General features: G+C 59.1%; 21 protein-coding genes. 9 read left to right on the top strand and 12 right to left on the bottom strand.

The features are described 5' to 3' along the window. The first annotated feature begins 164 nt into the window (after positions 1-164). The 7 genes from ACWCOP_RS13895 to ACWCOP_RS13865 are packed head-to-tail and all read left to right on the top strand — an operon-like array spanning position 165 to position 8,615. Entirely contained in the window at positions 165-1,256 is a 1,092-nt protein-coding gene (locus ACWCOP_RS13895; protein ID WP_478248885.1) for an N-acetylneuraminate synthase family protein, read from the top strand. Further along, a complete protein-coding gene (locus ACWCOP_RS13890) occupies positions 1,253-3,007 on the top strand; it encodes a hypothetical protein (protein WP_478248884.1) in 1,755 nt (584 codons plus the stop codon). The genes ACWCOP_RS13895 and ACWCOP_RS13890 overlap by 4 nt, the downstream gene beginning before the upstream one ends. Beyond that, positions 2,994-3,524 carry a KdsC family phosphatase gene (locus ACWCOP_RS13885; protein ID WP_478248883.1) on the top strand — a complete coding sequence of 177 codons (531 nt, stop codon included), beginning with the start codon at positions 2,994-2,996 and terminating at the stop codon, positions 3,522-3,524. Before ACWCOP_RS13890 ends, ACWCOP_RS13885 begins: the two co-directional genes overlap by 14 nt. Further along, entirely contained in the window at positions 3,521-4,375 is an 855-nt protein-coding gene (locus tag ACWCOP_RS13880; RefSeq protein ID WP_478248882.1) for an SDR family oxidoreductase, read from the top strand. The genes ACWCOP_RS13885 and ACWCOP_RS13880 overlap by 4 nt, the downstream gene beginning before the upstream one ends. Positions 4,376-4,407: 32 nt before the next feature. Then, a complete protein-coding gene (locus ACWCOP_RS13875) occupies positions 4,408-5,880 on the top strand; it encodes an aldehyde dehydrogenase family protein (RefSeq protein ID WP_478248881.1) in 1,473 nt (490 codons plus the stop codon). After that, positions 5,880-6,644: an acylneuraminate cytidylyltransferase family protein gene (locus ACWCOP_RS13870; RefSeq protein ID WP_478248880.1), complete on the top strand. Its 765-nt coding sequence runs from the start codon at positions 5,880-5,882 to the stop codon at positions 6,642-6,644. The genes ACWCOP_RS13875 and ACWCOP_RS13870 overlap by 1 nt, the downstream gene beginning before the upstream one ends. Positions 6,645-6,704: 60 nt before the next feature. Then, positions 6,705-8,615, top strand: a complete 1,911-nt coding sequence (locus ACWCOP_RS13865) for a transketolase C-terminal domain-containing protein (RefSeq protein WP_478248879.1) — start codon at positions 6,705-6,707, stop codon at positions 8,613-8,615. Between the two features lie 1,196 nt (positions 8,616-9,811). Here ACWCOP_RS13865 and ACWCOP_RS13860 read toward each other — a convergent pair. From ACWCOP_RS13860 to ACWCOP_RS13840, 5 genes are read right to left on the bottom strand one after another with little or no spacing between them, the layout of a single operon-like run. After that, the gene (locus ACWCOP_RS13860) at positions 9,812-10,429 is read right to left on the bottom strand and encodes a class I SAM-dependent methyltransferase (protein ID WP_478248878.1); all 618 of its coding nucleotides are present in this window, start codon (positions 10,427-10,429) and stop codon (positions 9,812-9,814) included. Beyond that, positions 10,426-10,869: a GtrA family protein gene (locus ACWCOP_RS13855; RefSeq protein ID WP_478248877.1), complete on the bottom strand. Its 444-nt coding sequence runs from the start codon at positions 10,867-10,869 to the stop codon at positions 10,426-10,428. The genes ACWCOP_RS13860 and ACWCOP_RS13855 overlap by 4 nt, the downstream gene beginning before the upstream one ends. Further along, positions 10,866-11,774, bottom strand: coding sequence for a class I SAM-dependent methyltransferase (locus tag ACWCOP_RS13850; RefSeq protein ID WP_478248876.1), 909 nt, complete (start codon positions 11,772-11,774; stop codon positions 10,866-10,868). Before ACWCOP_RS13850 ends, ACWCOP_RS13855 begins: the two co-directional genes overlap by 4 nt. Positions 11,775-11,778: 4 nt before the next feature. Continuing rightward, a complete protein-coding gene (locus tag ACWCOP_RS13845) occupies positions 11,779-12,741 on the bottom strand; it encodes a glycosyltransferase family 2 protein (RefSeq protein WP_478248875.1) in 963 nt (320 codons plus the stop codon). Between the two features lie 44 nt (positions 12,742-12,785). Next, positions 12,786-13,949 carry a DegT/DnrJ/EryC1/StrS family aminotransferase gene (locus ACWCOP_RS13840; protein WP_478248874.1) on the bottom strand — a complete coding sequence of 388 codons (1,164 nt, stop codon included), beginning with the start codon at positions 13,947-13,949 and terminating at the stop codon, positions 12,786-12,788. Positions 13,950-14,141: 192 nt separating this feature from the next. Here ACWCOP_RS13840 and ACWCOP_RS13835 point away from each other — a divergent pair, with 192 nt between their 5' ends. Further along, the gene (locus ACWCOP_RS13835; RefSeq protein WP_478248873.1) at positions 14,142-14,840 is read left to right on the top strand and encodes a WbqC family protein; all 699 of its coding nucleotides are present in this window, start codon (positions 14,142-14,144) and stop codon (positions 14,838-14,840) included. Positions 14,841-14,852: 12 nt separating this feature from the next. Here ACWCOP_RS13835 and ACWCOP_RS13830 read toward each other — a convergent pair whose 3' ends face one another. The 7 genes from ACWCOP_RS13830 to ACWCOP_RS13800 all read right to left on the bottom strand — a co-directional run bounded on the left by ACWCOP_RS13830 (position 14,853) and on the right by ACWCOP_RS13800 (position 22,072). After that, positions 14,853-15,614, bottom strand: a complete 762-nt coding sequence (locus ACWCOP_RS13830) for a class I SAM-dependent methyltransferase (protein WP_478248872.1) — start codon at positions 15,612-15,614, stop codon at positions 14,853-14,855. A gap of 86 nt (positions 15,615-15,700) precedes the next feature. After that, positions 15,701-16,150, bottom strand: coding sequence for a GNAT family N-acetyltransferase (locus ACWCOP_RS13825; protein WP_478248871.1), 450 nt, complete (start codon positions 16,148-16,150; stop codon positions 15,701-15,703). Beyond that, positions 16,147-17,103, bottom strand: coding sequence for a glycoside hydrolase family protein (locus tag ACWCOP_RS13820; RefSeq protein WP_478248870.1), 957 nt, complete (start codon positions 17,101-17,103; stop codon positions 16,147-16,149). Before ACWCOP_RS13820 ends, ACWCOP_RS13825 begins: the two co-directional genes overlap by 4 nt. A gap of 2 nt (positions 17,104-17,105) precedes the next feature. Continuing rightward, on the bottom strand, positions 17,106-18,071 hold the full coding sequence (locus tag ACWCOP_RS13815; RefSeq protein WP_478250695.1) for a glycoside hydrolase family protein: 966 nt from the start codon (positions 18,069-18,071) through the stop codon (positions 17,106-17,108). 52 nt (positions 18,072-18,123) lie between these two features. Next, positions 18,124-19,014 carry a glucose-1-phosphate thymidylyltransferase RfbA gene (gene rfbA / locus ACWCOP_RS13810; protein WP_478248869.1) on the bottom strand — a complete coding sequence of 297 codons (891 nt, stop codon included), beginning with the start codon at positions 19,012-19,014 and terminating at the stop codon, positions 18,124-18,126. Then, positions 19,014-20,078, bottom strand: a complete 1,065-nt coding sequence (rfbB, locus tag ACWCOP_RS13805; protein WP_478248868.1) for a dTDP-glucose 4,6-dehydratase — start codon at positions 20,076-20,078, stop codon at positions 19,014-19,016. Before rfbB ends, rfbA begins: the two co-directional genes overlap by 1 nt. Beyond that, on the bottom strand, positions 20,075-22,072 hold the full coding sequence (locus ACWCOP_RS13800) for a hypothetical protein (protein WP_478248867.1): 1,998 nt from the start codon (positions 22,070-22,072) through the stop codon (positions 20,075-20,077). The genes rfbB and ACWCOP_RS13800 overlap by 4 nt, the downstream gene beginning before the upstream one ends. A gap of 532 nt (positions 22,073-22,604) precedes the next feature. Here ACWCOP_RS13800 and ACWCOP_RS13795 point away from each other — a divergent pair. Then, the gene (locus tag ACWCOP_RS13795; protein ID WP_478250694.1) at positions 22,605-22,844 is read left to right on the top strand and encodes a hypothetical protein; all 240 of its coding nucleotides are present in this window, start codon (positions 22,605-22,607) and stop codon (positions 22,842-22,844) included. Positions 22,845-23,019: the final 175 nt, after the last annotated feature.

Genomic DNA, 23,019 nt, shown 5'->3' with positions numbered 1-23,019 from the left:
CTCATTCGCCTCATCCTGCGTAGGGTGAACCGAGTCTGGTGTGACGGGCTCGCCATCACTGCAAGCTGTTGAAGCGGGGGAAAGACCAGCCTTGCCTCAGTGTGCGTTTTTGGCTAAACGCCCAACCTAATCGGAATGGGCAAACATCAAGTAGGGTGGACCAAATGAGCGAGCGGGAACTAGTCGTTGATGGCCGCGTCATCAACGAAAAAAGCAAGATGTATGTAATTGCTGAGATCGGACAAAATCACGAAGGCGATCTGCAGAAGTGCAAAGACCTGTTCAAGGCCGCTCATCAGGCTGGAGCCGATGCAGTCAAGCTTCAGAAGCGTGACAATCGTCAGCTTTACACAACTGAATTTTTTAATTCTCCCTATAATTCAGAAAACTCATATGCCGAAACCTACGGCCTTCACCGTGAGGCGCTTGAGTTCGATCTGGACGAGTGGAAAGAACTTGTTCGCTACTCCAAAGAGTTGGGGATTACCCTCTTCTCCACTGCGTGGGATTATAACAGCGCAGACTTCCTTGCGGACCTCGACATGCCCGCCTTCAAGATGGCGTCCGGCGACCTGAAAACGATCCCGCTGCTCAAATACGTCGCTTCGCTGGGCAAGCCCATGTTCATCTCCACCGGCGGCGCCAGCATGCGCGACGTGGAGCGCGCCTATGAGGCGGTTTACCCGATCAACCCGAATATCTGCATCATGCAGTGCACGTCCGGTTATCCCCCGACCTGGGAAGAGCTGAACTTGAACGTGATCACGACTTATCGTGAGCGCTTCAAGGACATTCCGATCGGCTTCTCTTCTCACGACAACGGCATCGCCATGGGGCTGGCGAGCTACATGCTCGGCGCGCGCGCGCTGGAAAAGCACTTCACGCTGAACCGGGCCTGGAAGGGCACCGACCAGGCGTTCTCACTCGAGACCCAGGGTCTCAGCAAGCTGATCCGCGATCTGGAACGGTTGACGATTTCGCTCGGCGACGGCGAGAAGAGGACCTACCCGTCCGAACACCAGCCGCTCATCAAGATGGGCAAGAAGCTGGTGGCCGCGCACGATCTGCCCTCCGGCCACGTCCTGACCGACAAGGACATTGCGCTGAAGTCGCCTGGCGACGGCATGCCGCCTTACTACCAGGACTTCTTTGTCGGCCAGACCCTGAAGGCCGGCGTGAAGGCCGAGGAGGATTTCTCCTTTGAGGTGGTCGGCAGTGACCAGGCCAGCGCGGACAAGGCCCTCGGCGAGGGGTGACGCGCGCGCCCGGCATAGGCATGCTCGGAACTCTCAAGGCGACAATCCGGTCGACGCCGCTATACGCTCCGGTATGGCGGCGCAATTACCGGCGAAACGTGTTTGAGGACTTCGGGGGCCCGGGCTGGGATAAGCTGCTTGAGCCTCATCTCGATGAGTGGAGGCGGGTGCGGTCCGGCGCATCGGGGCCGCGTGTCCTCGTTGCGACGAGCATCGGGGCGATGCACGCGATCGGGCTGGTCGACAGCCTGATCGCGGTCGCGCTGACGCGCCGAGGAGCCCAGGTCGAATTCTTGCTCTGCGACGGTATCCTCCCGGCCTGCCAGATTGTCGATCACGGCAATGTCCCCAGCCGCGGGCGCTTCCTGCGCAAGGGGCCTCAGCCTGATTTCTGCGGCCCCTGCACGGCGCGCGGAAACTCCCGGCTGGCGCCTCTGGGGTTGCCCGTGCGCCATTTGAGCGATTGGGTTCTCGACGACGAGCGGTCGCGCGCGGCGGCCGAGGCCCGGCTGGGCGCGCCCGATCCGTCCGGCGTCGATCCGCTGTCGACGCACGCGCTGGCCGGTGCGCTACGGTTCGAGGGCCTTTCATCGCCGCCTGGCACGGCTGAGTTCACAGGGCTCTATCGCCGCTACCTGGAAGCCGCATGGCTGGCGTCCATGGCGTCCGAGGCGCTTTTTCGTGAAAAGCGCTATGATTTCGTACTCGCTCACCACGGCGTCTACGTCCCGCAGGGTTTGATCGCCGAGGCCGCCCGCACCTGCGGCGCTCAGCTGGCCACATGGCACCCCTCCTACCGGTCACGCAGCATCTTGATGCAGCACGGCGACACTTATCACCGGGCTATGATAAGCGAGCCCGAAGCGCGCTGGAACCGGCGGCTGTCGGCAGACGAAGATGCGGCGCTCACGCAGTACCTGGAGTCCCGTGAACGGCCCGACCAGGGTTGGGTGACGTATCAGCGCGAGGCGGCGCAAGGCGCCGCGGCCGTGATTCAGGATCTTGAGCTCGACCCAAGCCGCCCGATCGACGTGCTGATTTCAAACGTGAGCTGGGACGCCCGGCTGCATTATGAAGACTCCGCCTACACACAGATGGCCGACTGGGCGGCGGACACCGTGGCTTGGTATTGCGACCATCCCGAGCGCCAGCTCGTGGTGCGGTGCCATCCCGGCGAGGTCATGAACCAGCCGCGTAGCCGGGAAATGCTGCACACCGCGATCCAGAGCTGTTTTGGCGCGCTCCCGGAGAATGTGCGAGTGGTCTCCGCCAACGACGGTATGAACACCTACGACCTCGCGCGCGCGGCGGAACGGGTGATGGTCTACGCCACGAAGATGGCCGTCGAACTCGCCGCTTGGGGCCTTCCGGTGATCGTCGGAGGCGAAGCCTGGGTGCGCGGCAAGGGTTTCAGCTTCGACGCAGGTTCGCCGGACGAGTATCTCGCATTTCTAGCCGACCCGGCGACCTGCCGGCGCCTAGACGCCGCCTCGACAGAGCGGGCGCGCCGCTACGCCTATCATTTCTTTTTCCGGCGCTGCATGCCCATCGCGGCACTCACCGAGCCGGAAGACCGTGACCCGACCCTGAAGGCCTGGGAACAGGTGCGGCTGAGCGACCAGGCCTTCGAGCTGACCGAGCCCGGCGCAGACGCGGGGCTCGATGCGGTCTGCGAGGGTGTTTTATCCGGGACCGCCTTTGAGTATGAGGCGGGCTTGCCGAGGCGGGGGGCGGCGAATGGCGATGGATGACATGCGCGCGGCGTTCGACGCCAGGGCCGGCGCGATCCGGTTCATCGGTTTTGATTTTGACGGCGTGATGACCGACAATCGGGTCTACGTCTTTGAAGACGGCCGCGAGGCGGTCGTGTGCTCGCGCGCGGAGGGTTACGGGCTGCGCCGGCTCGCCGCGCACGGTGTTGGAATGGCGGTGATCTCTACCGAGATCAATCCGGTGGTCGCGCGGCGCTGCGAAAAGCTGAAACTGATGTGCGTTCAGGGCGTCGAGGACAAGGTCGGGGCGCTTGGCGCCCTGCTTGAGCAGCGCGGCCTGGATTTCACGCAAGCCGCGTTCGTCGGAAACGACGTCAATGATCTGGCGGTGCTGTCGCGCGTGGCGTTCCCGGTCATCGTCGCCGACGCCCACCCCGATCTCGACGGCCTGGGCGCGTTCCGCACCAGCCGGCGCGGTGGTGACGGCGCGGTAAGGGAAATTTGCGATTTGATATCGGCGGTCATCGAGGCCGAAAATGAGGAGGGCCGGGCATGAGCGTGCACAGCGACGCGCTGTTTTCGGTGGAGGGGCGCACCATTGTCCTGACCGGCGGCTACGGAAAGCTTGGACGGACATTTGCGGAGGGGCTGCTTGAACGCGGCGCCAATGTGGTGGTCATCGAGCGCGCCGGGGCCGCGGCGATGGTCGCGGACATGTTCCCCGTTCACGCCGGGTCTGACCGGCTGCTGGTGGTGGAGGCCGACGTCACGTGCCGGGAGTCGCTGGAAGCGGCTCTCGAAACCATCCGCGCCCGCGGCCTTGAGCCCGACGGGTTGATCAACAACGCCGCGATCGACAGCCCGCCGGACAGCCCGCCGGAGGAAAACGGCCCGTTCGAGGATTATCCCGAAGCCAGCTGGGATCGTGTCTTCGACGTGAACACCAAGGGCGTGTTCCTGTGTTGCCAGGTATTCGGCGCCGCGATGGCGCGTCGCAACTCGGGTTCGATCATCAATATCGGCTCAATCTACGGCGTGGTCTCGCCTGACCAGGCGCTGTATCAGTATCGCCGCGATCGTGGCGAGGTGTTTTTCAAGCCAGTCGCCTACAGCGCCTCCAAAAGCGCACTCTATAATCTGACGCGCTATCTGGCGGTCTACTGGGGTCCGAAGAACGTGCGCTCGAACATTCTAACTTTCGCCGGCGTGTTCGGCGGTCAGGACGAGGCGTTCTTGAACGCCTACGCGGCCAAGATCCCGCTTCGCCGGGGGGCGGCGAACGAGGGGCTGGCCAATATGGCGTCAGCCCGTGACTATCTCGGCGCCCTGATTTACCTCCTGTCGGACGCGTCAAGCTACGTGACCGGCTCGGAGATGCGGGTGGACGGCGGCTTCACGGCGCTCTAGGGCGAAAGCACGATACAGACGAGGGGCGAGCCATGCTCGAGACATTCGACAAGACGCGGATCCGGTCCATCGTGGGCGGCGAGGCGCGCGGCTCCGGCCGAACGGCGGACATCCTCAATCCCCACGACGGGGCGCGCATCGGCGCGCTGGAGCTGGCGGGCCCGGATGTGGTCGAGGAGGCGCTGGCCGCCGCGTCGAAGGCGCAGAAAGCCTGGGCGGCCACGCCGGCCGTACAGCGCGGTGCGATCCTTCACAAAGCCTGCAATCTCATCGAGGCGCGCGCCGAAGAGCTTTCGGCGCTGGTCGCCGAGGAAGCCGGCAAGCCGCTGGCCGATGCGCGCGGCGAGACCGGCGGGGCGGTTCTGTGCGGCCGCTTCTTCGCCGGCGAGGGTCAGCGCCTGTTCGGCCGGACCATGCCGTCCGGCGCGCCGGACAAGTCGGCGATGACCGTGCGCCAGCCTTGCGGCGTCGCCGTGCTGATCACCGCGGCCAACACGCCGGCTCCCAATTTCGCATGGAAGGTGTTTCCAGCCCTGATTTGCGGCAACGCCGTGGTCCTGAAACCGGCTGAGGACACGCCTGTATCCGCCGACTGGATGGCGCGGGCCCTGATCGAAGCCGGCGTTCCGGCGGGTGTTCTCAACGTGGTGCAGGGTCTGGGCCCGGAGGTCGGGCCGCCGCTTTATTCCGACCCCCGCGTCGACGTCGTCTCCTTCACCGGCTCCACCGGGGTCGGGCGCATGATCGCAGAGCAGTGCGGCAAGGACCTGCGCAAGGTGTCGCTCGAGCTTGGCGGAAAGAACGCCTTCATCGTCTGCGACGACGCGGATCTGGACACCGCGGCGAAATGGGCGGCGGCGTCGGCGTTCTCCAACGCGGGCCAGCGCTGCGCCTCCGGCTCCCGGTTTCTGGTGTTCGAAGCCGTATATGACGCCTTCGTTGAAAAATTCGTCGCGGCGGCCCTGGCGCAGAGGCTCGGGGTCGCCGAGGGCTCCACGCTGGGCCCGGTGATCAATCAGCGCCAGCTTGACCGTATGGTCGCCGCCGTGAAGACCGCGCAGGAGCAGGGTGCGCGCGTCCTGACGGGCGGCGCGCGGGAGACGGAGAACGGGCTCGGGTCGGGCTACTATATGCAGCCCACCATCATCGAGAATGTCGATCCGGACGCCGAGTTGTCACAAACCGAACTCTTTGGTCCGGTGGCGGCGCTCTACCGGGTTTCCGGCTACCAGGCGGCGGTGGCGATGGCCAATGACAGCCCCTACGGATTGACCGCCGCGATCCATACTCGCAGCTTTGACCGCGCCTGGACGTTCGCGCGCGAGGTGTCCGCCGGCGTCGCGGTGGTGAACGCGGGCACTTTCGGTTCCGAGCCTCACATGCCGTTCGGAGGCGTGCGCGCGTCCGGCAACGGCACGCGCGAGCCCGGCACCGAGGCGCTGGACATCTATTGCGAATTGAAAGACGTGTACCTCATCACCGATCCGGGAAAGCTCGAGACCTGATGAACGACAGCACCAAGACTTGCGTCGCGCTTATCCCGGCCCGGTCCGGCTCCAAGCGCGTTCCGGACAAGAACATCGCCCGGCTCGAAGGCCATCCGCTGATGGCCTACACGATCTGCGCGGCGCGGGCCTCGGGGGTGTTCGACGAGGTCATGGTCTCCACCGACAGCGAGGCTTACGCCGACATCGCCCGCTATTACGGTGCAACCGTTCCGTTTGTTCGGCCGGCCGAGCTCGCCGGCGACACCTCGCCGGACATTGACTGGATCCGGCATGCGCTCACCCATTACAGATCGCAGGGGCGCGCATTCGACGCGTTTTCTATTCTCCGGCCCACGAGTCCCTGCCGGAAGGCGGCGACCATCCGGCGCGCCTGGACGCAGTTTCTAGCCTCCACAGGCGCGGATTCGCTGCGCGCCGTCGAGCTGTGCGCTCAGCATCCCGGCAAGATGTGGGTGGTGCGCGGAGACCGCATGCACCCGCTCATGCCGATGGCGCCGGACGGCGTGACGCCGTACCACTCCACCCAGTACGCCGGCCTGCCGAAAGTCTATGCGCAGAACGCCTCGCTGGAGATCGCCTGGAGCGCGGTGGCCATGGACCATGGCACCATCGCCGGCGAGGTGCTGACGCCGTTTCTGACCGAGAAAGACGAAGGGCTCGATGTGAACGCGCCGATCGACTGGCGTCTCATCGTGCAATTGCTGGCCGACGGCGAGGCGAGCCTTCCCGAGATCGACCGGACGCCCTATCCCGGCGCCTGAACTGACTGCGCAGATGCGGGGGGCGCATGCTGCGAAACCAAACCTTGAGGAGAATGACGCGTGGGTGATCTGGTTACGGCCGCCGTTTCGGGCAAGCTTTACTACGCCGGCAAGTCCGAGTTCGAACGTGTGGCGTCGAGCAACGCCGCGGCGCACGAGCGCGCGGCGCTCTACGCCGACATGGCGCGGCTGAATACGCTCTACATGATCGCGACGGCGGGATCGGGCCATATTGGATCGAGCTTCTCCAGTCTCGACGTCGTCACCTGGCTCTATACCGAAGGCATGGCCGAGAAGGACGTGTATTTCTCCTCAAAGGGTCACGACGCGCCCGGCCTCTATGCGGTTCTCACCGCTCAAGGCGTGCTGGACTTTGATTTGATCCACAAGCTGCGCCGGATTGACGGTCTACCGGGCCATCCGGACGTCAACGTGCCGGGCATGGTGACCAACACCGGTTCTCTGGGCATGGGCATCTCCAAGGCCAAGGGCATGGCCTTCGCCCGCCGGCTACGCGGCGAGCCCGGCCGGTTCTACGTGATGACCGGCGACGGCGAACTGCAGGAAGGCCAGATCTGGGAATCGCTGGTGTCGGCCGCTAATCACAAGCTGCACGAGATCACCTGCATCGTCGACCATAACAAGATCCAGTCCGACTATTCGGTGGAACGGACCTCGTCGCTCGGCGATCTCGAGGCCAAATTCGCCGCCTTCGGCTGGCATGTGCAGTCGGTCGACGGCCATGACTACCCCGCCCTTGAGGCCGCGCTCGACGCCGCCGCGAAAGAAACCGATAAGCCCAGCGCGATCATCGCCCACACAATCAAGGGAAAAGGCGTCGGCTTTATGGAGGGCGTCTCCATCGACTCCGATGTGGAGCGCTTCAAGTTTCACTCCGGCGCCCCGCAGGCCGATGATTACACCCGCGCCGCGCAGGAGCTCATAAGCGCCATCAAGACCCGCGCCGTGAAGCTGAATCTGGGTGAGATCGAGTTTGAACTGGTCGACCGTCCCGCCGGCCCGGCTCCGGGGGAAACCGTTCGCCTCTTCCCCGCCTACACCGAGGCCCTGCTCGACCAGGCCTCGCGCAACGACAAAATCGTCGCGCTGGACGCCGATCTCGTGCTCGACATGGGACTGGAGCCGTTCCGCGACGCCTATCCGGACCGGTTCGTGGAATGCGGCATCGCTGAGATGGACATGGTCAGCCAGGCCGGGGGCATGGCCCTGGAAGGCCTTCTTCCGGTGGTGAACTCCTTCTCCTGCTTCCTGTCGACGCGTCCCAACGAGCAGATCTATAACAACGCCACCGAGCACACCAAGATCGTCTATGTGGGCGGGCTTTCCGGCGTCGTGCCGGCCGGTCCGGGCCACTCGCACCAGTCTCTGCGCGAGGTGTCGACGCTCGGCTCGAACCCGAACTTCGCCGTCCTCGAGCCGGCGTGCCCTGAGGACGTCGCGCCGCTCCTGGACTGGGCGCTGAACACCCATGACGGATCGAGCTTCATTCGCATGGTCTCCATCCCCTACGCCACCGCCTTCAAGGGCGAACGCGCCTGGAGCCCGCAGTCCGGCTGCGGCCGGGTCGTGCGCGCCGGCGACGACGTGGCGATCGTCGCGTCCGGTCTCGTCGGGGTCTCCGAGGCCCTCAAGGCCGCAGACGAGCTGGCGAAATCCGGCGTCTCGGCGCGCGTCATCGCGGCGGCGTTCCTCAACCTCGCCGACACTGGCTGGTGGGCCGACGCGGTGAAGGGCGTCAAGGCGATCGTGACGGTGGACAACCACTACAAGCGCTACGGTCTGGGCGATACGGTGGGTATTGCGCTGGCGGAAGCGGGTGTGTTGGCGTCGGTGGGCTTCAAGCGTCTCGGCGTTGAAGCCACGCCGCCGTGCGGCTCAAACACCGAAGTCCTCGACGCGGTGGGGCTGGACGCGGCCGGCGTCGCGAAAGCGGCGAAGGCGCTGCTTTAGGGACCGGACGCACCGCTTGGACTGTGAGCCGTTGCGGCTAAGCGCGCCAGTCTGGTCTGACTTCGGGCTCTAATCGGGGTATGACTTTGTATGTCGGGTGTCGGTGCGCGGTGACGGGATGAGCAGTCTAGCGGCTCGAGAAGCTCGAAGCTGTCTTGGCGCCTCCCGAACCGGCGTTACCAAAGTTTGGCTTTCCCTTCGAGCGAACGGCTTTGGTGCGTAATTGCACGCTTGCACGGCGTAGCCACAGGGCGCGGGCCCGCCGAGAGGAGCCTGCGGTCGCCGAAGATCATACCCGAACCTCTTTTGCTCGACCGATTTCGGTGGACACTGATTGACCAATATCGCTCTAAGTCGTTGACGTGCGGTCTTTTCGAACCGCGAACCGCGAACCGCGAACCGCGAACCCGGTACCCGCTTTCGCTGAAATGGCTCTATATCAGGCGGCCAGGCTGGCGATTGCGAACGGGCGACGCTCGCCCGCCAGGTCGTGCGCGCGTATTAGCGAATCGTCGTCGTGGCTAGAGCGTTTTGGGACTGGAAGGTGGACCGATCGAGCACTTCAAGGTGCAGGCGGTCTTGATTTAGCCCGACTAACCATTACATGAAACCAGCTAGGCTTGTTGTCGATAACTACGCATAGTTTAAGCGCTTAGGGGGATCGCATTATGCAACGGAGCGTCAATGATAGCGTCTTGTGCACCGGTGCCCTGGCAATGCTGCTGGTATTGTCGGCGTGCGGACAAGGCAATCAGGCTGCTCAGAATGTCGTTGCTGCAGAAGAGCCACTGGTCGGCGCTTACAGCTGGCAGTCGATTGCTCCAGCAATTATTGATCTTGGCCCACCGGCCACCCTGCAGCTTTCGGGCTCTGGGTACGCTTTCATAGCGCTTCCTGATATGAGCGTTAGAGCCGGCGAAATGCTAAGAGCGAGCTATACAATTCAGGGGAGCGCAGGTCGCGTAGTACTCGTTATGGTGTCCCGTCATTGTGATGCTCAGAACGGCGATGATCACGCTAGGGAACGTGTTACCCTAACTGGTGTCTCACAGGTAAGTGAGGTAAGTCACGTATTCGAGGCAAATTATTCATGCGTTCGGATTTCATTCCATTCTTCAGATGGCGATCCTTTAGGGCTTACGGTGTCCGAAATAAAAGTCATGAGGTCCGCGCAACCGCAATAAGCTTTAATCAAGTCAGGGCTGGCACACCATGATGCAGGCAGCGTAGGGAAGGGGAGCCATACCATGATCGAGATGGACGTCGACAACGCCCATCACCGATTGCGCCAACCGCTCATAATCGCGTACGTGCCGCACATTTTGTCCGCGATCATTGCTGCTAACGTAACGGGAGAGTGGATCCTGATTGTCGAAGAAGCACGGATCAACGCTCAAGATGCGGCCCGTCGGCTTTAGCGCCGTCTTGGCGATCTCGAACAAGCCCTGCGCCCGCTCATCGTCGAGGTGGTGCAAGATCCCGTAGGCGATCGCAATATCGAAGTCGCCCTGATCGTAAGCTGCAAAATTTTTCACGTCATCGCAATGAAAGCGACCGCGACCAGCGAAACGCTGACTTGCATACTGTATGTAACGCTCGCTGTGGTCGAAGCCCACATAGTCGACTTTAGGCAAGTAGGCTAGAACGCCGCCAGGCCCGCAACCGATGTCGAGCACCTTCTCCCCCGCCACCGGCGCCAGATAGCGGTCAATGGCTTTGCGCATATAGGCGCGCGCCCCGATAAAATGTTGAAATAACTCGTAAACTTCAGGCCGTGACAGCACGGCCCGCAGCCCTGTGGTCGTCTCGCTCATGGGTCCCTCGCTTTGGATAATCTCAAGGATGTATTGCCTCTACGAAGCAGAACAAACTTGATTACTGCGTAATTATATACGATCACGAAGGGGATAGCGATCAATTGTGCGAGCAACGCGTCCGCGTCAAAAAACTCCACCAGCCCGTAAAGTATTCCCCAATTCAGCAAATAGGCTGTGGCGTAAACCAGAAAATACTTCCCGAGCGGACCGTCACGAGGAACGGCGTCAGCAACCCGAAAAACCCAAACCATATGAATTGTGTAATTAAACAGCACGCTCGCCACCCACGTGATGGTGAGTGCAATGTGGTAATTAACCCGAAGCACTTCGATAAGCGTAAAAAAGATAGTAAATGTGAAGACGAAATTGACGCCGCCGGCTATCAGGTAGCGCAGGATCTCCATACGGCGTGCTCGATCGGCGATCAGGAAATTCAAGCGCCCGCCTCCGCAGCATGCCCATCGGGCACGACGAGATCGAACACCATGTACGGATGGATCGCCACTGGCAAATGGCGCACGATCAGGTGTAAGTTAGTCTGTAGAAGAATGCGCGCCGGCAGCGCGATCGCGCCATGGCGCTGACTGATCTTCGTGCCGTCCTTGAACCGGTCAAACATGCGGACCACAACTTCTTTGTGAAAATTCACTTGCAATCGGTGACTGCGCGCAAGACGGGCAGCGCGGGACGAGTTGATGAAATTAATGCTATCCCATAGGCCGTTGCAGTCGTGCTCCTTATCAAAGCGCTCAATATGAGTCCTGAACAGTTTGCGCGTGAGCCTCCCGTTAAAAATGATCGGAATGCTGTAGTGGGATTCATAAGGAAAGTGATAGTTCGGACACGCAACGCGCAGGGCACCACCCTCGCGCAAAAGCCCAGTAACGGCTCCAAATGCGTCGTCGAGCCGCTCAATGTGCTCGAAAACGTTAATCGCAAAAGCAAAGTCATACATTGCACTTGGCTTGTGCTCTTCGACGAAATCGCGACTGATAGTGAAGCTCAGGCCTTCCGCCTCGGCGAATTCGAGCACGCTATCCTGGATGCGTCTTAACGCACCGAAGCCGACGCCCAAGGGCTCGAGCGCCGTGACCTTGTAGCCGAGCTGGGCGAGCCAGGTCGAAAGGATGAATGCGCCTGCGCCCACTTCGAGCACCGTCGCGGCTTGTCCCTGTTCGGAGATTTCTTTGAGACGGCCCCCGATCACATCAACGCCGAATAGAGCCTCTTCAAGCAGCGTACTGACCCAATGAAGCTCATCGGGGTGGCGCGAGCGCAGGTGCGCGCTTAAACGCTCAAAATACGCGGTGTCGATTGCAGGCTGGGGCGCCGAGTTCTTCATTTCTTCAATACTTCCGCCGGATGACATAAGGCGGCTTTCCGCGCACCTGATCAAAGATGCGCCATACGTACTCCCCGATAATGCCCAGCATGAGCATGATCATGCCGCCGACCAGCAGCAGGGCGATCATGAGCGCCGCCCATCCTTCTGGCGGCGTAGCGCCGACCAGATAGGCGATGATGACGCTTATGCCCCAAAGGAAACCGAGAAACGCGGTGATGACGCCGCATACCGAGATGAACCGGATCGGCAAATAGGAAGCGTCAAGAAGGGCGTCGAGAAAATTCTTGAGCTTCTTCCAAAAATTGTAGCGTGAGCGTCCGATCGTGCGCTCACGCCGCGCGTAGGGAATAAGCGCGACGCGATAGCCGAGCCATAATAGATCGCCTTGAATGAATCGATTTCGCGCAGGGATGTCGTTGTAGGCGTCCATTACGCGGCGATCTATCAGGACATAATCAAATCCGCCGGCGGGCATTTGCGGAATACTCAGTCGGATGAGGCCGTAAGCCAGCCATGACAACAGCTTTGATGACAGCGGATCGTTGCGTGAAACGCGGTGGGCGACCACGACCTCCGCTCCGTCGCGCCATTGTTCAACCATCTGTTCTACCAGCTCGATTGGATCCTGGAGATCGGCGGACACGTTCACGATCATGTCGCCCGTGGCGTGATGGAATCCCGCAGCCATGGCCGCCGCTTGGCCGAAATTGCGAGTAAACGTCAATACCGTGACGTTCGGATCTTGCTCCTTGATCTCAAGAAGCTCGGACAGTGAATTATCCAGCGAGCCGTCGTCAACAAAGACGATCTCGTATTCGTACTCCGGAAGCCGATCGCGAAATAGCGCCTTAATATGATCATGAGTAACCGTCAGCGCGGTCTCATTAAAGTAAACCGCGATTACGAAAGAAACCTTTGCACGCTTCGCGCTCGGGTCTACTTTCACACGCTTTTCCTCAATCATATCTACGCCCCGCCCCAGATCTCCACCTTGTTCGCGACGTCCTCTTAACGCCCTCCTTGATGAATGAAAAGGATAATATCACAGATTCTCTGCGCATCATCGTCGCTCAATCCGCCAAAATACGGCAGGCACATGACCTCCTGCACGACATGTCTGGCGACCGGTAAATGAGCGCCTGCGGCGTTCGCGGTATAGGCGGGGAATTCGCTGCAGAGAGGGTAGAAATACCGCCGTGTAATGACGTTGAACTCCGCCATAGCGTTGACAAGCGCGTCCCGTGACAGGCCAAACTCTGCCTCGCGAATGAAGATCGGAAAGTATTGTCGGCTGTCCACGACCCCGTCCTGGGGCTGTGGAATAAACACACCCGGCACCTGTGACAGCCGAGAGCGATAGATGGCCGCCACGTTGGTGCGTTTGCGACGCTCTTCTTCGACAAGCGGAAGAACTTCCAGACCGAGCAGGGCGTTCAGTTCCGACATCTTGCTGTTCATGCCCGCAGCCTCGACCAGGCCGTCTGGTCCGAAGCCGAAATTACGGCTACGCTCGATTCGAGCGTGCAGGTCGGCATCCCAGGTGGCCAGCGCTCCGCCCTCAGCGGTGTGAAACAATTTGGTTGCATGCAAGCTGTACATGACCGCGTCGCCGAAAGACGAAATCGGGCGGCTGTCGATCTCCGCTCCGAACGCATGGGCCGCATCATAAAGGAGCTTCAAACCATGCTTGTCGGCCACGCGTTGCAAACCTTCGACGTCGCAAGCACGTCCAAACACGTGCACCGCCAGGATCGCCGAGGTCTCGGGCGTGATGGAGGTTTCGACAGCGGCGGGATCGAGATTGAATGAATCCGGGTCGATGTCCGCAAATACGGGCGTCAGGCCGGCCAAGACGATGGAATTGGGAGTCGCCGCAAACGTGAACGGAGTGGTGATCACCTCTCCTGAAAGGTGCATCGCCCGAAGTGCCAACGCTAACGCTAGCGTGCCGTTCGCATGCAGTGAAAGATGTTGCGCCCCTAAAAGCGTCTGCAAGCGTTTTTCCAGCTCTTGGGCCTTCTGCCCGCCGTTAGTTAAATACTGGGCTCGCCAAACATCCTCGAGGTGGCTCTGGAGTGACTCTATGTTCGGAAGAAGCGGCCGAGTATACAAGATCGGCGATCCGAAAGGCTGCGGCCTCCGCACACCCGAGGCCAAAAATTCAGACACCACAAGCAACCTCCATCGCTGACCCCTGCGTTATCGATCATGTAAATAGTGGCATGCGCGCCAAATTGGAAGGGTTTACACTTTCCTAAGGCGACGTTCGCGGGCTTGCCTACCAACGCCAAATCTGGGATCAACCGGTGCCATGCTCAGATAAGCATCTGTTTTACGCCGCGCCAAGGCAGCCGAGGATTTGCGATGAAACTTGCAATTATGCAGCCATACTTTTTTCCCTATATCGGCTACTACCAGCTGATTGGCGCTGTTGATCATTTTATCATTTACGACAATATCAAATACACAAAGAGGGGCTGGGTCAATCGCAACCGAATGCTCCGAAACGGGACCGACGCCACGTTTTCATTACCCATCAAAAAAGGTTCAGACTTCGACAACGTTTGCGAGCGCCAGGTGGCCGACACATTTTCGGCGGGTAAATTTTTAGCGCAGCTACGCGGCGCCTACCAGAAGGCCCCGTTCTTCAAGCCAACCATTGCGTTTGTTGAACGCGCTCTGAGCGCTCCGGACCCGAATCTGTACACCTTTCTCGATCATTCAATTAACGAAACTATCAATCACTTAGGGCTCGACACAAAAGTCTTAGCCTCGTCAGACGTCGATATTGATCACGACCTAGCGGGGCAGAACAAGGTCATCGCCCTCTGCAAGGCGGTTGGCGCAACGACGTATGTCAACCCCATAGGTGGTCAAGACCTCTACGCCCGTGAAACGTTCGCTGAGAGCGGCATCTCATTAAAGTTTCTAAAGCCTACGCTGATTGAATACACGCAGTTCGACGCGCCATTTGTGCCCTGGCTTTCAATTATCGATGTCCTGATGTTTAACGCCCTCGAAGACGTGCGCGCTCGCTTCCTGCCAGGCTACGAGCTCGTCTAGCGCCAGGACATTCTAGCTTTTTGTCGGCCCTTTTTCGCACAATAGGAAAATGCTCGAGCACAGATCGGGATACTGCTGGCCGAGCTCGTAGCAGCCCTCCAAATACTCGTCCGATATAATATCGGTATTCAGCAAGCGGTCCCACTGGAAGTTCGCCAGCGCCTTGAAAAAGATGCCCGAGCGCAGGACAACCTTCAGCCCGGCTGCAACGGCGTCTCGCTCAAGCGTATCGAGCGAATATGTGCAGCGATGCCCATGGACTTCCTCTGCAGGCGTTACCGCCGCGTTGTGCGAAATAAGGCCCATCTTAACCGCGATCTGGCGTGACGGTGCATTGGCGTTGGGACAGACTAGGAAAAAGCGCCCGCCTTCGGCAAGCCACTCATCGTTAATACGCCGCAATACGGCGACCGGATCGTCGAGGTGCTCCAGCACGTGCGTCAAAATGATGTTGTCGTAGCGGACCGGAAGCTGAACCGTCTCGAACAGATCGTTCACATAAGTCAGCTTGTCACCAAACCGGGCTTTCGCCGTTTTAATCGCCTCATCAGATGCTTCGACGCACGTGATATCATCAAAATGCTCAATCAGCCGCTTGGTGAATTCGCCGGTGTAACTCCCAAGTTCCAGCGCACTTCCTTTTACGAAGAACGGCTCAAAGGAGCGGACCATCAGCGGATGGATGACATCGAAGTCGAACGAATATGCGTACTTCTCTGACGCCGACAGCCCGTCGTCGCTAAGCTCGCGATTATAGTCCCGTTTTATGTTCACCAATCCACTCCTGTTGAGCCTGAGCCGTGGCAGCCAGATGTAAATAGTCGGTAAAACGCCGGGTTTCCACCCAGCGAACGCGAGGTTCATAGCGATAAGCGCAGCATCTGTGTCGGCCCGCGCTCACCTGAAACCAAAAACCCTGATCGTCGATAAAGAGCGGCGGCCGCTTCATTCGCGGCGTTCACTTCCAGGAGCAGCTGACTAAAACCCGCCGTGCGCGCATGGTCTATGCACGCTTTAATCAGCTGTGCGGCGATTCCCTGCCCTTGAGCCGACGGCAAGACACTCACATTTGTAACGAATGCAGAGTCCCGGTCATGAGCATTGCAATACGCCGCGACTAGCCCCGCCAAACTATCGCCTGCCCATGCCTCAAAACGTTCAGCATTAGCGGCGATTTTAAGAGCGTAAGCCTCGATGTCGACTGTGGTGCTGAGCGGCGGCATAAATTCAACGTCACATTCGCGCAGGTGCGCGGCGATGTCGTCGGCGATGGACTCGTTCTGCTCATACCTGACCGATTGCGGTTTCATGGCTCGAGCGTAGCCAAACCGAAGCCGTAACGACCAAACTCGTTGCCGTTGTAGAGCAAATGGACGCGGTCATCGCACTCGAATGCGTGTGGGTAGCATTGCATGTCGCTATCCCAGGCGTCGGACTCCAGCTCAACGTGCGGTGTCTGATCGTCGCGAGTCCAGGTCTGCAAATCGTCGGACCACGCGTGGCCGATGCGGTAGCCGCGATTTCTATTGGCCCTGAAGTCAAACGAGTGCCGATAGCAGAAAAACATGTGGTGGCGTCCGGCGATCTGCACCACGGTCGGCAATGCTTGGCTTTCGTCCGGACCGAGGCGATCTGCTATGATTTGCCGACCGTCCTCTTTCGACCACGCCACCCCGTCCCGGGAAACGGCGTGCCCGATCTTATAGGTGCGGTCGGGAGCTGCATCGGCGGCGTAACTTTTCCATCCCGTTCCAAAGATATACCACATGTGAAACAGGCCGCCGACTTGCTTCACGAACCCGTCTCCAACCAGGCAGGGCTCGTGCAGTGATTGCGCGAGCACCGGGCCGGCCCCAATTCGTGAAAAGGTCTCTCCACCGTCGCGGCTGACAGCCAGGCCGATCGCAGTGTCCACTGATACGGAGACACGTCGATTCCACCCGCAAGTATAGGCCCAAACTTCGTCACCTACGCGCAAAACATTAAATGGAAAAATACCGTGTTCATCGAAGCAACCAAGATCGCCAAGAGGTAATACTGGCTTGTTCGATATTCTGATGACATCACGGAAGTCTTTTGAAACATCCAAAAACGCAACGTGGCTCAAAAATTTTCCGTTCTGATCAATCGCTCGCGTCGAGAAATAGATGCGAACGAAATCATCGAATACAAGTGTCTGGGGTGATTGAGCGAACTGTTCGCAGCCTTGCGGGAGAACATGCTCAGTCGGATCAAAGATCTTTCCTCTACGGACCCAACGCATGATCAGCCCAACTTTCCATCGAGAACAGCAAGGCCGAAACCGTACCGCCCGACCTGATCGCCCAAGTATGCCATGTAGACGCTCCCGTCGAGTTCGAAAACGTGAGGATAGCTCACCATTTCCGCATCCCAGCCGTCGGCGGATACGTCAATACCCGCTTTCGAGTCGTCTCGAACCCAATCGGTAAGATTGGTGCTTGAAGCATATCCGATGCGATAGCCCTTACTCTTGCTTCGAAAATCGCTGCTGTAGCGGTAACAAAAAAACATATGGTACATGCCGTTGGCGAAGAAAACGTCGGGACTCGCCTGCGCTTCGTCTTCTTCGACGCGCGATTCGATCAGGTCGCGCCCGAGCTTTCTCCAGGCGACGCCGTCGTCCGAAACAGCCATCCGAATTTTATAAACCGGTTCGGCGCGGCCATCGACGACCTTCCATTTCCGGCCCGCAATATAAAACAGATGATAGAAGCCACCATAGCGCCGTATTTTGGGCCCGCTCAAGACAAATGGCTCATCCGGCGAGTAACTAAGCACGGGACCATTACCGAGCTTTTGGAATGTTTTGCCACCGTCGCTGCTTACGGCGCAGCCAATCGCCGTATTAAACGGTACCGACTCACACCGAGTCCAACCCGCATAATAACAACGTATGGATTTGCCTTCGCGAAGAACAGAAATTGGGTACGTGCCGAATTCGTCAAACTCGCCCAAACCGCCAAGAGACAGTACCGGCTGCTCGGCCAACGCCCGTACATTAAACAGGTCTGTTCGATCCAGATCCACATAAGCCGTGTAGCTTACATAGTTGCCGCCTTGATCAGGCCCAGGGCGGCATGAAAAATACACGCGCACAAAGTCGTCAAATACAAGAGTCGCGGGAGCTTGAGCAAATTCCTGGAGCCATGGGCGCTCTTCCGCCATCTGAGGCGCGAAGACCTTACCAAGTTTTTTCCACTGGAATGACATGATTAACTCATCTTTCGCGCTTTTAAGATCAACGCTACACATGCGGGATGACTTACCCGCGCGGCGCCACAAGGCTGTGGAGGTATGATCCATAAGCATTATTTCTTAGGGACTTGGCATTTTCCAATAAGTCTTCTGAGCTAATCCACTTGTTTCGCCAAGCGATTTCTTCGAGGCAGGCCACTTTGAGCCCTTGACGACTGTCCATTACTTCCATCAGGATTGCGGCTTTTAAAAGGCTTTCGGGTGTGCCGGCGTCGAGCCAGGCCATGCCGCGTCCCATCACCTCCGCACGCAGCTCGCCCGCCTCCAGGTAGAGCCTGTTGAGGTCGGTGATTTCGAGCTCGCCGCGGCTGGACGGCGCCAGACCTCGCGCAAGCGCAGGTGCCTTATTGTCGTAAAAGTAGAGTCCAGTGACGGCCAAATTCGAGGTCGGGCGTTCCGGCTTCTCGGCAAGCGCAACCGGTCTTCCTCCGTCGTCAATGTCAACGACGCCGAATTGCTTGGGATCGCGAACGCCGGCGGTGAAGATCGTAGCGCCGTTCGTCGCGGCGTCGGCGCGCCGGAGCATCGGCAACAGTTGCTGCCCAAACAGAATGTTATCGCCAAGGATGAGAGCCGAGGGACCGCCTTGCAAAAACTGCTCGCCGATTATTAAAGCTTCAGCCAGCCCATTCGGCTTGGCTTGTTCTGCGTATTCGAAACGCACCCCGATCTGTTCACCGCTGCCGAGGAGCTTGCGAAACAACGGCAATTGCTCCGGCGTTGAGATAATGCAGATATCACGAATCTGAGCCAGCATGAGCACGGACAGCGGATAGTAGATAAGGGGCTTGTCATAAACGGGTAGCAATTGCTTGCTGACGACCGCAGTCATCGGATAGAGGCGGGTTCCCTGGCCGCCGGCGAGGACGATGGCTTTACGCTTGACCGGAAGTGTCATTATGAGGCCGCCTTACCCAGACCAAGACGTTCGCCTTGATAATCGCCGTTGAGGATCGCATCCCACCAACGCTCGTTCTCGATGTACCACTTGATGGTTCGGCGAAGGCCGACTTCGAAGGAAGTCTGAGGCGCCCAGCCAAGTTCACGCTCGGCTTTCGACGTGTCCATCGCATACCGGAAATCGTGACCGGGTCTGTCTCCGACGAACTCGATTGCGACCTCATGGGCGCGTCCATCGGCCCGTGGGCTGAGCTCATCAAGAAGTCGGCAAATCGAGAGGACAACATCAATATTCTTGCGTTCGCTACGCCCGCCGAGGCAGTAGGTCTCACCGGGGATCCCTCTTGCAAGCACTGCTTCAAGCCCCTCGCAATGATCCTCGACATAGATCCAGTCGCGAATATTTTCACCGCGCCCGTATACGCGCAGCGGACCGCCGCGCAACGCCGACACCACTGTTAGTGGAATGAGTTTTTCCGGGAACTGAAACGGGCCGAAGTTATTCGTTGTGTTTGCGACCATGGTGGGTAGGCCGTGCGTGTGCCGCCACGCGCGCACGAGGTGATCGGACGCCGCCTTTGAGGCGGAGTACGGCGAACGAGGATCATACGGGGTGGCTTCGCTAAACATGCCCGTCGGACCTAGCGAACCATAGACTTCGTCGGTGCTGACGTGCAGAAACCGAAACTCATTGCGGTCGCCGTCCGGTGAGTTGCGCAGGAAAGTCGTCGTCGCTTCGAGCAGACGGTGCGTGCCTTCGACATTCGTGCGGAGAAAGATGGCGGAACTATCGATAGACCGGTCCACGTGGGTTTCGGCCGCGAAGTGGACGATCGCTCCCGGCTGATAACGTGACAAAAGGATTTCAATCAAAGGCTGATCACAAATGTCGCCATGCACAAAAGTATAGTTATCTGGGTCCTTCAAACCGGCGAGGGCCGCCGGCGAACTCGCATACGTTAAAGCGTCCAGATTAATGACGTGCCTGCCTTGCGCGCGCGCCCTGCGGACGAACGTGCCGCCAATAAATCCTACGCCGCCAGTTACCAGAATTGGCTTCATTGAAAACGTACCTCAATTACCATGGTCTCCCTAAACGTGGCCGACTCTAGAAGATCCTTTGCCACGGGCCAAGGCGCCGGCGCTATCCGGTACAGCCGAAAGCCTCGGCCGTGCGCAATGACTTCCCCGTCGAGCACGCCTGGTACGGGATCTACGAGCACCGACACTAGCACATATTCTACAACCTGATCCTCTGGGTAGACTCCCTCGTTAAGCGCAAGCCGCCGGTCCTTGTTGTCGAACATGAAGCCTGAAATGAAAACCGCCTCCCGGCGTGCGGCGAGCATGTGCATGTAGAGGAGTTGCTCCCACGGCAACGCCGCTATTTCGGCCGGGGGAAAATAGACGGCGATTCTGCCCCGAGGAATTCGCTCAATGGCCGCTTCGATACGAGGGTGGGTCTGGAAGTAGGCTTTCGTTGTGGTTGTCGCCATCGTTGAATAATCGACCATCGGCCGGCCGAAGGATTGTGTCCAATAGCCGAGGCCCCCAAGGGCCAGCCCGCTGATCAATAGGACGCTGATCATGTTAGCGGCCGACGATGCCCGTGCTGACAGAATTTTGACACCGTAACGTGAGGCGGCGGCAAGCGACGCCGCCGCAGCAACAATCGAGATGATTCCAAAAAACGAAAGCGCGCGGTAAGCGATATAGGGCATCTCAGTTGAGAAGCCGCGCCAGACCAGAAAGCCCGTCGCGAGCGCGTAAAGAGCGAAGGCAAGTCCGACGTGGGAATTGAACGCGCCTCGAATGGCTGCGAGGCAAAGCGCCGCCGCAGCCATGATACCTAGAGGCAAGTGCAATACCGAAGGCACCCAGGACACGTATAAACCCGTCCACGCCGCCCAAGAGTTCTGCGCAAGGAACTCGCCTGTGGGTCCAATGAACGACTGAAGCTGCATCGCACCAAGAGACAGCACGCGAATCCAGTTGAAAATTGTAAAAACCTGACCATTTATAATCAGGACGGCCAATGAAACGCCTGCTGTAACACCTACCGCGATAAGGTCCTTGCGCCTCCGCGAGATAAGCGCTCTCACGATCATTGCTCCGCCCACGGCCATCGCGAAAAGCAAGCCAAGTTCGGGATAGATGGTCACGCCGGCGGACAAAAGAACAGCTAACGCAGCGCCAGCTTTGACCTTCGGTACGACTCGATCGTTCGCGTCGAAGGCGGTCGCCAGCACCAGCAGGGCGCCGACCATGACCGGCATGGCCGCGAACTGATTGCTATTGTCCGACTCCCGGACGATGTAACTCCATCCTCCAAGTACCGAGAATGCAATAACAGTCGCGAACCAATGAGGAGCATTGAATTGACGCAGCAGAGCGTAGCCCCCTCCACCAGACATGGCGGCGGCGCTCAAGAGGAGAGGGAGATAGGCCAAATATGCAGGGAGCGCGAATAGAGACGCGAACAGACCCATGGTCATGCTCGTCGCATGCCGCACCCCATACTCTGTGAACCGAGCCGAGAAGGCGCCGATCGGAGATTCACTGAGCAGCGTTTCGAGTGCGCCGGGTTCCTGCTCAATGAAATCGGCGACCGTGGTGGCTCGAGCGTTCATCCATAGGTCGGCGAGGGCGATGTTAACGAACGCGTCGCTCGAATTGGTCCGGTATATGCCGTAGGCCTCACCTGCGATCACCGGCAAAGCGAACAAACTGCCCGCAAAGACTGTAACTCCCACCGCGATTACAAGCGCTCTGCGCGGAGGAACTTTGTTGTAAATTGAGTTGCGGCGGATAAACTGAATTTCAAGTGCCGCGCCAATCAGCGCCTTAAAAACGAACAAGTATACAACAAACCGCATCCCGTTCAGCGATTGATAGAGAGGTTCGACCAAGAGAGTGAGGAGTGCGTAGCCCGTGGCGACGCTGACCGCGACGTGCGTGGCGGCTCTAGCGTTTCCTAACAAAAATCTGGTAAGTGGCGCGCCAACAAAAAAGCATAGCGCAACGAACACTGGTACTGTGAAAAGTGCATATATCATTCGTATCCTCCTCTCCGCCGCTCAGTGTCTGCGCCGAATACATTTCTTATAAACAGCGTTTCTTTTAGTATCGTGCACGCTAAGGCGCATCCTACTACAGCTATCATTGTGTGATTTGGCGTGTCCGTTTTGGAAATATTGTCATACCCAGATCGTTCGTACGGACCCTGCTAGTGCCGCGCGGCTTGCGTCAAGTCAGTGTTGGAGAGGTGCGGTTCGCATAGCGATGCGCCGTAACCGCCGGCCAGCAGCGGTTCGGACAGGTTCGCCTCGTCCTGGATTTGCCCGGTGATAAACAAATGGTTCTCACGATCACATCGGCCCAGGGATCGCTATAGTTGTGCCAGCATTCGATCAGCGTACTTTGCCATACGAGCGTATATCCTCTAACAAGTGGGTCGCGCAAGGTGGTGCGGACATGCCCTAATGGCGCCAGCAGGCGTGACGTGGCCCCCTGCAATTTCTCCACGGTAGGGTAGGGGTCGGCTCAAGGACGGGAGGAGTGATGTAGCGGTCACGATTTGGCGGTGAACTGATCATCGCGATCCTGCGCGAACAGGAGCCGGGCGTCCGTGCGGCGCAGGTTCGCCGGCCCCACGGCGTCGGTACGATCAGGGTGTCCAAATGGAGCGCCAGGCTTTCAGGGGGGGGCTTGACGGAGGCCAAGCTGCTGCACCTGCTCGAAGAAGAGAACGACAGGCCAAAGCGGCTGTTCGTTGATCCAATGCTCGATAACACGGTATCTAAAGACTTTCTGGGAACAAATTGGTGATGCGTCGGCTCGATGCGAGGCCGTGGCGCTACGTCGAGCGAGGGCTCCGCGCCCTGGCCTCTGTCGACGCTGATCAGTCACAGATCAAATCACCCCAGGCCTCTCGCGTCGACTGGATGGAAATCCAGAGTAAAATCATGTAAAGAAACTGAATAAAATTTGTGGGTGTTCAGTT

The sequence above is a fragment of the Apolloniradiicaulis salifontis genome (genome assembly GCF_053756655.1).
The sequence above is the reverse complement of the archived record's forward strand: the minus strand, read 5'-3'. Positions and strand labels throughout refer to the sequence as shown.